This window comes from Mycobacterium sp. (assembly GCF_050701515.1).
Classification (GTDB): domain Bacteria; phylum Actinomycetota; class Actinomycetes; order Mycobacteriales; family Mycobacteriaceae; genus Mycobacterium.
Window position 1 is genome coordinate 18,697 of the sequence record NZ_JBOGDB010000001.1, and the last position, 12,677, is coordinate 31,373.

The following is a 12,677-nucleotide window of genomic DNA, read 5'->3' on the forward strand; positions in this document are numbered from 1 at the left end:
AAAGGTCAATGGCGGGTGATCCAGTCCACAGTCACGGCTGCCGGTCGTTTCTCGGTAAGACGGGCAGTGCTCGTAGCCCGCGCAGGACTGGGCTGTTGATTCGGACCGGTTCGCCGGCGATTGCCAGATCGGGCAGCCGGCGGGCAAGGGTCTCGATTGCGACGGTGCTTTCCATCCGCGCGAGCGCGCTGCCGATGCAGAAGTGGATGCCGGTGCCGAATGCCAGGTGGTCGCCGCCCTTTCGGTCCAGGCGGAACTCGTCTGGATTGTCCCAGTGCCGCTGATCGCGGTTGGCCGAGGCGATCAGGGGTAGCACCCTCGCTCCGGCCGGGATGGTGACGTCGCCGATCGTGACGTCGGTGATGGCGATCCGCAGCAGACCCTGGCCGGGCCCGTCGTAGCGCAGTGTTTCCTCCACGGCCGCTGCGGCGAGCCCGGGGTCGGCGACAATCTGCTGCCAGATGTCGGGTTGGTTGAGCATCGCCAGCATCGTGCTGGAGACCAAATTGGTGGTCGTCTCGTTTCCGGCGACCAGCAGCAGGACGCAGAAATTGATCAATTCGGGAAGCGTGAGGTTGTCGACATCGGCTTCCCCGCCAACGAGGACACTGATCAGGTCGTCGCCGGGGTGGCGCCGCCGCCGGCGTACGACTCGGGCGAAGAACCACGTGATTTGGACGGTGCTGGACAGCATCTTGGTGATATTGCCGCCGGTGAGGAGTCCGTCAACGAGGTTGTCCGACCACCGTTTGAAGTCGCCGTGCCGATGTGCGGGGATGCCCATCATTTCGGCAATGACGACCGTGGGCAGGGGGGATGCCAACTCGGAGACGAGATCGACCTGTTCATCGGTAGGTTTGGCGGCGATGTCGTCGATCAGACGTTCCGTGATATCGCGGATTCGTGGTTCCCATGAGCTGATCCGTCGGGGAGTGAACGCCCGCGATACTTTGCGGCGCAGCTGGGTGTGATGCGGCGGGTCGCTGGTGAGCAGGGTGCGGAAGAACGTCCGTACGATGGGCATGCGATTGAGCAGTGTCGCCAGCCGGTGCGGAATCTGCTGTGTCGGGTTGAACGGATTTTCGCGGAGCGGATACGCCATCAGTTCCGAGGAGAAGTGTTTTGCGTCCCGTACCGCTATCGCGACGTCCTCGTGACGGCTGAGGATCCACAGATCCGGACTGGTCGCGTGATAGACCGGCGCCTTCTCGCGAAGCCACGCGTAATACGGGTACGGATCATCGATGACCGTCGGGTCATTGAGGTCGAATCTGGCTTCGGTCATGGTGGAGGTGTTCAGTATGCGACTTCGAGTACGCAACTGTTCGAAATGAGGTGTGGATGATGCGATCGTGGTGGGGATGGGGCAACGTCGAAGACGCGCTATCGGAGAACGAGATCCGTGAGCTGACGGCGAGATGCGCCGCGCTGCTCCCCGATCACGACTTCACCGACCACACACCACCCCATCCCGGCGACCTCGGGCTGGTGGCGTCGCGTATCACGCCGCCTGCCGCGCTGGCCGAGCTGTGTTCGGCCGATGCGGACGACCGCGCCGGCCACGCTCGCGGCAAGGCATTCCGAGACGTCGTTCTCAACCTGCGCGGACGCCTCGGCAACGCACCGGATCTGATCGTCAGACCCCGCCGCGAGCAGGACGTGATCGACATCCTGGACTGGTGCACGAACGAGTCGATTCCGGTGATTCCCTACGGCGGCGGCAGTTCGGTAGTCGGCGGCGTCGAACCGAGATTCGACGGCCCCGCCGCCACGATGGACCTCACCGGCATGGGCGCTGTCCTTGAGGTCGACGCCACCAGCCGCGCGGCCAGAATCCAGGCCGGCGCGCTCGGCCCGCAGCTGGAGGACCAGTTGCGCCCGCACGGTGTCACGCTGCGTCATTTCCCGCAATCGTTCGGGTTCTCCACCCTCGGTGGATGGTTGGCCACTCGCTCGGGAGGCCACTTCGCCACGCTCTATACGCACATCGACGATCTGACGGAGTCCCTGCGGGTCGTCACCCCGGCCGGTATCAGTGAATCGCGACGGCTGCCGGGGTCCGGCGCAGGTCCGTCGCCGGACCGGATGTTCCTCGGATCCGAGGGCACGCTGGGCGTCATCACCGAGGCGTGGATGCGCCTGCAAGAACGCCCGCGATGGCACACGACGGCATCGATCACGTTCGACGACTGGTCGGCCGCGGTCGGCGCGACCCGGGCGATCGCGCAGGCCGGTCTGTATCCCGCCAACTGCCGGCTGCTGGATCCGGCCGAAGCGTTCCTCAACGCGGGTACTGCAGTTTCTGGCGGACTGCTGGTGCTCGGCTTCGAATCAGCCGATCATCCGGTGAACGCGTGGATGGAACGGGCGCTGGCAATCGTCGCCGAACATCGCGGCACAGTCGTCGCTCAACGCGAACGCGCCGCCGACGCAAGCGATGCGTCGACCAACTGGCGGTCGTCGTTTCTGCGGATGCCCTACCAGCGCGACGCGCTGGCCCGTCGCAGCGTCATCGCTGAGACGTTCGAAACCGCTTGTACCTGGGGCCAATTCGAAGGCCTGCACGCCGGTGTGAGCGAGGCTGCCCGCGACGCTGTCGAGCGGGTTTGCGGGACGGGAATCGTCACCTGCCGGTTCACTCACGTCTACCCGGACGGCCCGGCCCCGTACTACGGCATCTACGGAGGCGGGCGCTGGGACGCACTCGTCGAGCAGTGGGACGAAATCAAGGCGGCGGTCTCCGACGCGATCCTGACCCATGGTGGCACCATCACCCACCACCATGCGGTCGGGCGCGATCACCGGGCCGCCTACGACAGGCAACGGCCGGAGCCGTTCGCCGGCGTGCTGAGGGCGGCGAAGACCGTTCTCGACCCGGCAGGGATCATGAACCCGGGTGTGCTCGTCGACATGAGAGGCTGACGCTATGCCGATTGACCCGACCGCCGTAGGCGCGAAAACCGAACCGCAACTCTTCAAATGGACCGATCGAGACACGCTGCTCTATGCGCTGGGCGTCGGTGCCGGCCTCGACGATCTAGCCTTCACCACCGAAAACAGTCACGACATTCCGCAGCAGGTGCTGCCCACGTACGCGGTCATCGCCTGCCTGCCGTTCGCCGCGGCCGCCAAGATCGGCACGTTCAACTTCGCCATGCTGCTGCACGGATCTCAGGCAATCCGGCTGCTCGCGCCGCTGCCGGCGGCCGGCAAGCTCAGCGTGGTCGCCGAAGTCGCAGACATCCAGGACAAGGGTGAGGGTAAGAACGCGGTCGTCATGCTCAAGGCGACGGGTACCGACCCGGACACCGGAAAGGTTGTCGCCGAGACGCTTACCACCGCGGTCATCCGGGGCGAGGGCGGCTTCGGCGGGCAGCCCGGGCAGCGGCCGGCGGCGCCCGAGATTCCCGAGCGTGAGCCCGATGCGCGGGTAGCGCTGCCCACCCGAGAGGACCAGGCACTGATCTACCGACTGTCCGGGGACCGCAACCCGCTGCACAGCGATCCGTGGTTCGCCCGCGAGCTCGCGGGTTTTCCTAAGCCGATCCTGCACGGGCTGTGCACCTACGGGGTCGCCGGCCGCGCGCTGGTGAGTGATCTCGGCGGCGGTGACGCGACGAAGGTCCAGGCGATCGCTGCCCGCTTCACCTCGCCGGTTTTTCCGGGCGAGACACTCACCACGACGATCTGGCGAACCGAACCTGGGCGTGCAGTGTTTCGCACCGAGGCGGCGAACCCCGACGGGTCGGAGGCGCGGCTGGTGCTCGAGGACGGCGTTGCCGAATACACCGACTAGCCAGGTCTATTCGGCCAGGTGACAATTTGTGCGAAGCGCCGGTAAGAGCCGCCGCGCATTGACAGGATCCCTGTCATGAGGTTGATGATCGGCTATCTGGCCACCACCGGTGGCGCGGATGCAGTGGCTCTCGGTGTCCGGCTGGCCCGAACGCTCGGCGCCGAGCTGGAGATTTGCATCGTCCTGCCGCCCGACCGAGTCCAGCCCGCGCGGGTGCCGACCGAAGGTTATGAGGATGTTCTCGCCGAGCAGGCGGAGAAATGGCTGACCGAGGCGCGCGCGGCGGTACCGGACGACGTGGTCGCGCGCTCTCACGTGAGTTCCAACGACTCGTTCGCCGACGGGCTGATCCGAGAGGCCGCGCGGCTCGAGGCCGACGCCATCGTGGTGGGCGGATCGGGAGGTGGGCTGGCGGGCAGCTACTCACTGGGATCAGTGGTCAACGAGCTGCTGCACTCGTCAACCGTTCCCGTGGCGGTGGCGCCGCGGGGCACCCGCAATTCGACGGTCGAGCGGGTTCGCGAGGTGACTTGTGCGATCGGGCGGCGCCAAGGCGCGGATCTGTTGCTGGCCACCGCGGTTCGGTTCAGTAAAGCGGCGGGTACCCCGCTGCGGCTGGTGTCACTGGTGGCTCTGGATCCGACCTTCGGTTCGCTTCGCGGTGACGACGAAGCCGTTCGGGAGCGTGCGCTCGGCCACGCCCGGCAAACCGTGGAGACAGCTAAAGAGGCGCTGCCCGAGGGCTTTCCGGTGACATCGGCCGTCGTCGAGGGCGCAGGCATCGAAGAGGCGGTCGGCAAGCTCGAGTGGCACGACGGCGACCTGATCATGGTCGGGTCGAGCCGGCTGAGTGCGCCCAAGCGGCTCTTCCTCGGTTCGACGGCGGCCAAGATGCTTCGCGTGCTGGAGGTTCCGATGATGGTGGTGCCCAGGGATCGGCTCGGCGCGGAGGACCTGCCGTAGCGTCTGCTAGGTCTGCTGCGAGGTCATTGGGCCGCCGGTCCATACAGCCGGGCGATGTCAGGGGAATCCAACCAACCGGAGTAGGTCGGCCTCGACGGCCAACCGTCGGGGGAGTCCTGCCATTCCTCCTGGCGGCCCCACGGCAGGATGTCGACCAACGCGAAGGTGTAGCTGAGCTGTTCGGTGCCGCGGCCGTCGGTGTGCCAGGTGCGGTAGACCTTGTCTCCGTCGCGCAGGAACACGTTGACCGCAAAGCCCGCGCCGGGAGGGGCACCCACGTCGGCGCCGAACGAACTCTCCGACGACGAGTACCAGTCCATCTTGTTGCCGACCTTGGCCTTGTAGGCCAGCGCTTCGTCGATGGTCCCGTTGGTGACGATGACGAATCGGGCGTCGTAGTTGTCGAGAATCCCGAGCCGGGTCCACTGCGACGTGAGACTCGTGCAGCCGCCGCACTGCCATTCGGCGCCGTCCTCCCACATGTGGTTGTAGACGATGAGCTGTGAGCGGCCGTCGAAGACGTCGGCCAGCCGGATGGGTCCGTCCTTGCCGATCAGTGTGTAGTCCGGCATCTCGGCCATGGGCAGGCGGCGGCGCTGGGCGGCAATCGCGTCCAGTTCGCGGGTGGCGGCCTTCTCCCGTTGGCGCAGGTCGTCAAGGGCGGCCCGCCAGGTGTCGTGGTCGACCACCGGGGGTAAGGCGGTGGCGGTCTGCTCGGTCACGGTTCCTCCAGAGGCGTCGGGTGGATCTGTTCAGTTGTATTGACCGGATTCAGGTGCGGAAATCATCGCGATGGCGGTCGAACGCATGTTCGACTAACCTGATTTGAATGGGCTGGCATACCGGACCGCCGAGCTGGACGGAAATGGAGCGGGTGCTCACCGGCAAGCCACGCCGTGCCGGGTGGCCCATTGACGAGCAAATTGGGGACGGCGGCGACAGCCCGGCCTGGTCACGCAAGCGCGGAAGCTATCAGCCGCCGGAGCCGCCCAGTCGGCGACATAGGGGCTCAGCCATCGACTCCTTCAGGTATGCCGAGTTGCACGCGCATTCGGCGTACAGCTTCCTGGACGGCGCCAGCACGCCGGAGGAACTCGTCGAGGAGGCAGCCCGGCTGGACCTGCGGGCCATCGCGCTGACCGATCACGACGGGCTCTACGGGGTGGTGCGCTTCGCCGAGGCCGCCAAGGAACTGGACATGTCCACGGTGTTCGGCGCGGAGCTGTCGTTGGGCAATGCAGTCCGCACCGAGGAGCCCGACCCGCCGGGACCGCACCTGCTGGTGCTGGCCCGCGGGCCGGAGGGATACCGGCGGCTGTCGCGCCAGCTGGCGACGGCGCATCTGGCCGGCGGCGAGAAAGGCAAGCCGCGCTACGACTTCGACGCACTGACCGAGGCGGCAGGCGGGCACTGGCACATTCTGACCGGCTGCCGCAAAGGCCATGTGCGCCAGGCGCTTTCCACCGGCGGACCGGATGCCGCCGGTAAGGCGCTGGCCGATCTGGTGGACCGGTTCGGCCGCGACCGGGTCAGCATCGAGCTGACCCACCATGGGCATCCCGTCGACGACGAGCGCAACGCCGCGCTGGCCGAGCTGGCGCCCCGGTTCGGTCTCGATTGTCGCCGCCGGGGCGATTCCGGTGTCGGCGTCGTCGCCTCCACCGCGGCACACTTCGCCGAACCGTCCCGGGGACGGCTGGCCATGGCCATGGGCGCGATCCGGGCCCGGCATTCGATGGACGAGGCGGCCGGTTTTCTTGCGCCGCTTGGCGGTTCGCATCTGCGGTCGGGCGAGGAGATGGCGCGGCTGTTCGCACACCGTAGTCCGGAGGCGGTGACGGCCGCGGCCGACCTCGGCGAGCAGTGCGCGTTCGGGCTGGCACTGATCGCCCCACAACTGCCACCGTTCGATGTCCCGGACGGGCACACCGAGGACAGCTGGCTGAGACACCTGGTCATGGCGGGCGCGCGCAACCGGTACGGGCCACCAGAGCGGGCGCCGCGGGCTTACCAACAGATCGAGCATGAGCTGAACATCATTGAGCAGCTGACGTTTCCGGGCTACTTCCTGGTCGTGCACGACATCACCCGATTCTGCCGAAAGAACAACATCCTGGCCCAGGGCAGGGGATCGGCGGCAAATTCGGCCGTCTGCTACGCCCTCGGCGTCACCAACGTCGACCCGATCGCCAACGAGCTGCTGTTCGAGCGCTTCCTGTCGCCGGCGCGGGACGGCCCGCCGGACATCGACATCGATATCGAATCCGATCTGCGGGAGAAGGCAATCCAGTATGTCTACGACCGCTATGGCCGCGACTACGCCGCCCAGGTCGCCAATGTGATCACCTACCGCGGCCGCAGCGCGGTGCGCGACATGGCCCGGGCACTGGGCTTCTCCCAGGGTCAGCAGGACGCCTGGAGCAAGCAGATCAGCCGGTGGAACGGGCTGGCCAACTCACCCGATGTCGAGGACATCCCGGAGCAGGTGATCGACCTGGCCATGCAGATCCACAACCTGCCGCGGCACATGGGTATCCACTCCGGCGGCATGGTGATCTGCGACCGGCCGATCGCCGACGTGTGCCCGGTGGAGTGGGCGCGGATGGAGAACCGCAGCGTCCTGCAGTGGGACAAAGACGATTGCGCGGCAATAGGTTTGGTGAAATTCGACCTACTCGGGCTGGGCATGCTCTCGGCGCTGCACTACGTCATCGACCTGGTCGCCGAACACCAGGGGATCGAGGTCGATCTGGCCCGATTGGACCTCAGCGAGCCGGCGGTGTACGAGATGCTGCAGCGCGCCGACTCGGTCGGGGTGTTCCAGGTGGAATCCCGTGCGCAGATGGCCACGCTGCCCCGGCTCAAACCGCGGGTGTTCTACGACCTGGTGGTCGAGGTGGCGTTGATCCGGCCCGGCCCGATCCAGGGTGGATCGGTGCATCCGTATATCCGCCGCCGCAATGGCCTGGACCCGGTGGTCTACGACCACCCGTCGATGGAGCCCGCGTTGCGGAAAACGTTGGGCGTGCCGCTGTTTCAGGAGCAGCTCATGCAGCTCGCGGTCGACTGCGCCGGCTTTACCGCCGCCGAGGCCGACCAGTTGCGTCGCGCGATGGGGTCCAAGCGGTCGACGGAGCGGATGCGGCGGCTGCGGGGCCGGTTCTACGACGGCATGCGCGAGCGGCACGGCATCACCGGTGAGGTGGCCGACCGGATCTACGAAAAGTTGGAGGCATTCGCCAATTTCGGCTTCCCGGAGAGCCATTCGCTGTCCTTCGCGTCGTTGGTGTTCTACTCGTCGTGGTTCAAGCTGCACCATCCGGCGGCGTTCTGCGCCGCGCTGTTGCGGGCCCAGCCGATGGGCTTCTATTCTCCTCAGTCGCTGGTGGCCGACGCCCGTCGGCATGGAGTCACCGTGCACGGGCCGGACGTCGATGCCAGCCTGGCGCACGCCACGCTGGAGAACGCGGGAACCGAAGTGCGGCTGGGCATCGGCAGCGTCCGCCACATCGGTGACGAGCTGGCCGAGCAGATCGTCGAAGACCGAAAAGCCAACGGGCCGTTTGGCTCTCTGCTGGATCTGACCGGGCGGCTGCAGCTGTCCGTACCGCAGACCGAAGCGCTGGCGACCGCCGGGGCGCTGGGCTGCTTCGGGATTTCCCGCCGGGAGGGGCTGTGGGCCGCCGGTGCGGCAGCCACCCAGCGGCCGGACCGATTGCCGGGAGTGGGGTCGTCGTCGCACATCCCGGCGCTGCCCGGCATGACCGAACTGGAGCTGGCCGCCGCCGACGTCTGGGCGACCGGCATTTCGCCGGACAGCTATCCCACCCAATTCCTGCGCGACGACCTGGACTCGTTGGGCGTCGTCCCTGCCGACCAACTGCTGTCGGTGCCCGACGGAACCCGGGTGTTGGTGGCCGGCGCGGTGACGCACCGGCAGCGGCCGGCGACCGCGCAGGGGGTGACGTTCATCAACCTCGAGGACGAGACCGGAATGGTGAACATCCTGTGTTCTCCGGGGGTTTGGGCTCGGCACCGCAGGCTGGCGCAGACGGGGTTGGCGCTGCTGATCCGGGGACAGGTGCAGAACGCCAGTGGCGCGGTCACCGTCGTCGCCGACCGGATCGGCAAGCTTGACATGCGGGTGGCGTCCCGGAGTCGGGACTTCCGCTAAAGCAGGTTATGGCTCGTCGACGGCGAGGACCGGCGTGTCCTTGCGCAGGGTCTCGCCGCGGAAGAACGCCGGCTGGCGCGCCCGCATCAGCAGCATGAACACCACGCCGAGCACGATCAGTCCGAGACCCAGGATCAGCACCAGGCCGACGCCGGCGATGCTTGCGCCGCTGCCATAGTCAGGCGAGGCGCTGTCGCGAAGCGTGACCAGGAAGACCCCGAGCAATCCAAGCCCTCCCAACAAGGGGAACAGCAGCTTGAACACGAAACTCCGGACGTTGGCGAACAGCTCGTGGCGGAAGTACCAGATGCAGGCGAACGCGGTCAGGCCGTAGTAGAAGCAGATCATGATGCCGAGCGAGTAGATCGTGTCGGTGAGCACGCTCTCGCTGAGGAAAGTCAGGATCGAGTAGAACAGCGCTGCGCCGACGCCCGCCGCGATCGTCGCGTAGGACGGTGTCAGGTACCGGGGATGGATGGTGGCGAAGCGGTCTGGGAAGGCCCGGTAGGTGCCCATCGCCAGCATCGTCCGTGAGGTCGGCAGGAACGTGGTGATCAGGCTGGCCGCGCTCGAGGCCAGCACGGCGAGAAACAGGAACTGGTCCAGAATGCCGCCCATCACAGGTTCGGCGAGCGCGCCGAAGACGTTGTCGGAGATCTCCTCGTTTCCTAGACCGAGCCCCTCGGTGCCTACTCCGGCGTACATCTGCGTCGCGATGGCGACCAATAGGTAGGTCAGCAGGATCGACAGCACGCATAGCAGCGCGGCCCGGCCCGGCGTCTTGTCGGCGTGCCGGGTTTCCTCGTTGACCGTGAGGGCGGTGTCCCAGCCCCAGAACGCAAAGATCGAACCGGACAGCCCCGCGATGAACGCCGACATCGTCAGGCCGGCGGGGCTGAACCAGTCGACACTGAACGGCATGCCGGTGTCCGACGAGCCCGATTTCGCCAGCGCGATGACGGCGAATAGCACCAAGACCACCATCTGGAACCCGACCAGGATGAACTGCACGCGCTCGGTCGTGGTGATGCCGCGGTACGCCACAGCGGTGGCGATCGCCAGGAAGCACACGCAGGTGATCACATTGATCACCGGGTTCTCCCAGAGCGTTTCGATGTAGTCGCTGCCGGTCAGATCACCAATGAACTGATAAAAGAACTGCACCGCGACGCCGGCGAGATTGGACAGCACGATGACGGTCGCCAGCACGGCCGCCCATCCTCCGAGCCAACCGATGTAGGGCCCGAAAGCCTTGGTGGTCCAGGTAAATGACGTCCCGCAGTCGGGTGCGACCTTGTTGAGTTCGCGGTAGGCGTATGCGGCGAAGAACATCGGAAGGAATCCGGCGATGATCACCACCGGCATCTTGGTGTCTGCCTCCGCGACGAGGATGCCGATGGTGGCGGTCAGCGCGTACGCCGGAGCCACCGAGGAGATGCCGAGGACCGTGCCCCCGAGCAGGCCGACGGCGTTGTGCGAGAGCCCCTTGTCCTGGAGGTCCGCCTCGGGACGATGGCGCGGGTCGTGAGCCTCGATCTGCATGATGACCTCGCAGGGGTCGGTACCGGTAGGGACTGATGGTAGCGATGCTCTCGTCACGACGGTGGCGTTTCCCTGCGGGACAGGCAGTTACATGACGGTTGGCTCGAAGAGTCGGGATTTCAGGTAATACGCTCGGCATGTCAACCTGAAAGAAGTGCAACGCCCCTGCTACTTTCTCGTCTGCGCGGGCGCCGCGTTGATCGCGTGCTGCTATGGCTTCGCGCGGTTCACCTACGGGCTGTTCGCGCCGGTCTTCACCGAAACATTCGGCCTGACTTCCACCCTCGCCGGGGTGATCGGTGCCGGGAGCTACATCGGATACTGCGCCGCGATAACCGCCAGCCTGATGCTGACGGACCGCATCGGTGCACGGCGGGTGGCCGTGGCCGCCGGAGTCGTTGCGACAGTGGGGATGTCGATTGTTGCATTGACGCCGTCGAACCTTGTTCTCGCCGTGGGCGTGTTGATTGCCGGGTGCAGTACCGGGATCGCGTCGCCGCCGTTGGCCGCAGCCGTCGCACAGTTCGTCACCTCGGCCGCGGAGGATCGGGCGCAGACAGTGGTCAACGCCGGTACCGGCATCGGAGTGGTGCTGTCGGCGCCCATCGCGCTCCTCCTGTTGGGCCACTGGCGGCTGGCGTGGGGCGTGTACGCGATGGTGTCCGCAGCGGTAACGATCTGGGTGGCCCGTGCGGTGCCGGCTACGTCGAGTCAGCGGGGCCGGGTACGCCTTGAACGGCCTTGGCGCCCAGGCGTGTTGGGACTCCTAGCCGCATCGTTCTTGATGGGTATCGGCAGCGTCGCGGTCTGGACGTTCGGCCGCGAGCTGATCACCACCGTCGGCGGTGCAGACGCCACGCTTTCGTCGCTCACCTGGATCGTCATCGGCGCGGCCGGCATCGTCGGAGCGTTAGCGGGGGACGCGGTCGCGCGTATCGGATTGCGCGGCGCCTGGGTCACGGCGACGGTGACGATGGCTTCGGCAACGCTCTTGCTGGCGGCGGCTCCGTCGGCGTCGGTCGCGGTCATCGTGGCGGCGGCCCTCTTCGGCGGGGCGTACATCGGGTTGACGGGGCTTCTCCTGCTGTGGAGCGTCCGCGTCTACCCGGACAGCACGGCTGTCGGAGTCGGCCTGTCGTTCTTCACGATCGCCGCCGGTCAGGCGCTGGGAGCACCCGGGGTCGGCGCACTGATCGACGCGGTGGGCGCGACGACGGCGTTCGTGGTGTTCGCACTGATCGGATTGTCGGCGGTTGCCCTTCGGCCGGCCCCGGCAAAGGAGGCGATCCGTTAAGCCTCGGTCGGCGTGGTCCAGACCTTGTCGATGCCGATCCTCAGCCGGGTGCTGTAGGCGGCGATTGCCTCGGTGAGCCCGAACTGCTCCGCGTCGGCCTGGTATTTCTTCCAGTACGGTCCATCCTCACGCGGATCGACGCCGACGTCGTCAACGACTGCGCTACCGCCGACCACGATGATGCCGGCGCCATTGCCGTCGGAGTCCAGGTTCAGGCTGACCCGCGGATGGTTGTCGATGTGCCTGATCTTGGCGGCTGTCGGCATCGAGTACACGATCAGGTCGGTGCCGTCGAGGTAGAACCACACCAATCGCGGCACCGGCTGGCCGGATTTGGCGACGGTGGTGAGCCACCCATAGTGGTCGGATTCGAGTCTGCTGGAAACGTCTTGCGTCAGTTCGGCTGTCATTTCTCAACTGTAGTCTCGCGTGGTGACGTTAAATCTGTCCGTCGATGTAGTACTGACCACGACACGGTCGGTGCGTAAACGGCTCGATATGGAGAAGCCGGTGCCGCGCGAGGTGCTCACCGAATGTCTGGAGTTGGCGATCCAGGCACCGACGGGTTCCAACGCACAGGGCTGGCAGTGGGTGTTCGTCGAGGACGCCGACAAGAAGAAGGCGCTGGGCGACATCTATCGGAAAAACGCCACGCCCTACCTCAATGCGCCCAAGCCCGAGTTCGGCGACATGCGCGACGATCAGCGGCCGCTCGTCACCAGCTCCGCGAAGTACCTCAACGAACACCTGCACGAGGTGCCGGTGATGTTGATCCCATGTCTGAAGGGCCGTCCGGATGGCGCGCCCGCCGGACTGTTCCCGATCGCCTACACCAAGGGCACCGACTTCCGCCCGGCCAAGCGGCTGCCGGTCGAGCAGATCGTGCACTGGGACAGCTGGTGAGCGGG

At 66.5% G+C, this 12,677-nt stretch carries 10 protein-coding genes; 6 read left to right on the top strand and 4 right to left on the bottom strand.

Annotation, left to right across the window (positions count from 1 at the left end):
* Positions 1 to 31: 31 nt before the first annotated feature.
* Positions 32 to 1,285, bottom strand: coding sequence for a cytochrome P450 (locus tag ACRDU5_RS00090; RefSeq protein WP_526612181.1), 1,254 nt, complete (start codon positions 1,283 to 1,285; stop codon positions 32 to 34).
* A 59-nt stretch (positions 1,286 to 1,344) separates the two neighbouring features.
* On the opposite strand from ACRDU5_RS00090, the gene ACRDU5_RS00095 reads away from it, so the two are divergent.
* The 3 genes from ACRDU5_RS00095 to ACRDU5_RS00105 all read left to right on the top strand — a co-directional run bounded on the left by ACRDU5_RS00095 (position 1,345) and on the right by ACRDU5_RS00105 (position 4,759).
* A complete protein-coding gene (locus tag ACRDU5_RS00095) occupies positions 1,345 to 2,922 on the top strand; it encodes an FAD-binding oxidoreductase (RefSeq protein WP_526612244.1) in 1,578 nt (525 codons plus the stop codon).
* Between the two features lie 4 nt (positions 2,923 to 2,926).
* On the top strand, positions 2,927 to 3,796 hold the full coding sequence (locus ACRDU5_RS00100) for a MaoC/PaaZ C-terminal domain-containing protein (RefSeq protein ID WP_526612182.1): 870 nt from the start codon (positions 2,927 to 2,929) through the stop codon (positions 3,794 to 3,796).
* Between the two features lie 75 nt (positions 3,797 to 3,871).
* Positions 3,872 to 4,759: a universal stress protein gene (locus ACRDU5_RS00105; RefSeq protein WP_526612183.1), complete on the top strand. Its 888-nt coding sequence runs from the start codon at positions 3,872 to 3,874 to the stop codon at positions 4,757 to 4,759.
* 23 nt (positions 4,760 to 4,782) lie between these two features.
* Here ACRDU5_RS00105 and ACRDU5_RS00110 read toward each other — a convergent pair whose 3' ends face one another.
* Entirely contained in the window at positions 4,783 to 5,481 is a 699-nt protein-coding gene (locus ACRDU5_RS00110; protein ID WP_526612184.1) for a DUF899 domain-containing protein, read from the bottom strand.
* Positions 5,482 to 5,588: 107 nt separating this feature from the next.
* On the opposite strand from ACRDU5_RS00110, the gene ACRDU5_RS00115 reads away from it, so the two are divergent.
* A complete protein-coding gene (locus ACRDU5_RS00115) occupies positions 5,589 to 8,933 on the top strand; it encodes a DNA polymerase III subunit alpha (protein WP_526612185.1) in 3,345 nt (1,114 codons plus the stop codon).
* Positions 8,934 to 8,939: 6 nt separating this feature from the next.
* Here the strand turns inward: ACRDU5_RS00115 and ACRDU5_RS00120 are convergent, their stop codons facing one another.
* On the bottom strand, positions 8,940 to 10,475 hold the full coding sequence (locus tag ACRDU5_RS00120) for an amino acid permease (RefSeq protein ID WP_526612186.1): 1,536 nt from the start codon (positions 10,473 to 10,475) through the stop codon (positions 8,940 to 8,942).
* A 154-nt stretch (positions 10,476 to 10,629) separates the two neighbouring features.
* On the opposite strand from ACRDU5_RS00120, the gene ACRDU5_RS00125 reads away from it, so the two are divergent.
* Positions 10,630 to 11,769, top strand: coding sequence for an MFS transporter (locus tag ACRDU5_RS00125; RefSeq protein ID WP_526612187.1), 1,140 nt, complete (start codon positions 10,630 to 10,632; stop codon positions 11,767 to 11,769).
* Here ACRDU5_RS00125 and ACRDU5_RS00130 read toward each other — a convergent pair.
* On the bottom strand, positions 11,766 to 12,179 hold the full coding sequence (locus ACRDU5_RS00130) for a TIGR03667 family PPOX class F420-dependent oxidoreductase (protein WP_526612188.1): 414 nt from the start codon (positions 12,177 to 12,179) through the stop codon (positions 11,766 to 11,768). The genes ACRDU5_RS00125 and ACRDU5_RS00130 overlap by 4 nt on opposite strands.
* A 22-nt stretch (positions 12,180 to 12,201) precedes the next feature.
* Here ACRDU5_RS00130 and ACRDU5_RS00135 point away from each other — a divergent pair, with 22 nt between their 5' ends.
* On the top strand, positions 12,202 to 12,672 hold the full coding sequence (locus ACRDU5_RS00135) for a nitroreductase family protein (RefSeq protein ID WP_526612189.1): 471 nt from the start codon (positions 12,202 to 12,204) through the stop codon (positions 12,670 to 12,672).
* Positions 12,673 to 12,677: the final 5 nt, after the last annotated feature.

Coding starts and splice junctions, on each gene's coding strand:
- ACRDU5_RS00105 (WP_526612183.1), top strand. CDS start 3,872: ATGAGGTTGATGATCGGCTATCTGGCCACCACCGGTGGCGCGGATGCA.
- ACRDU5_RS00130 (WP_526612188.1), bottom strand. CDS start 12,179: ATGACAGCCGAACTGACGCAAGACGTTTCCAGCAGACTCGAATCCGAC.
- ACRDU5_RS00090 (WP_526612181.1), bottom strand. CDS start 1,285: ATGACCGAAGCCAGATTCGACCTCAATGACCCGACGGTCATCGATGAT.
- ACRDU5_RS00095 (WP_526612244.1), top strand. CDS start 1,345: ATGCGATCGTGGTGGGGATGGGGCAACGTCGAAGACGCGCTATCGGAG.
- ACRDU5_RS00100 (WP_526612182.1), top strand. CDS start 2,927: ATGCCGATTGACCCGACCGCCGTAGGCGCGAAAACCGAACCGCAACTC.
- ACRDU5_RS00120 (WP_526612186.1), bottom strand. CDS start 10,475: ATGCAGATCGAGGCTCACGACCCGCGCCATCGTCCCGAGGCGGACCTC.
- ACRDU5_RS00115 (WP_526612185.1), top strand. CDS start 5,589: ATGGGCTGGCATACCGGACCGCCGAGCTGGACGGAAATGGAGCGGGTG.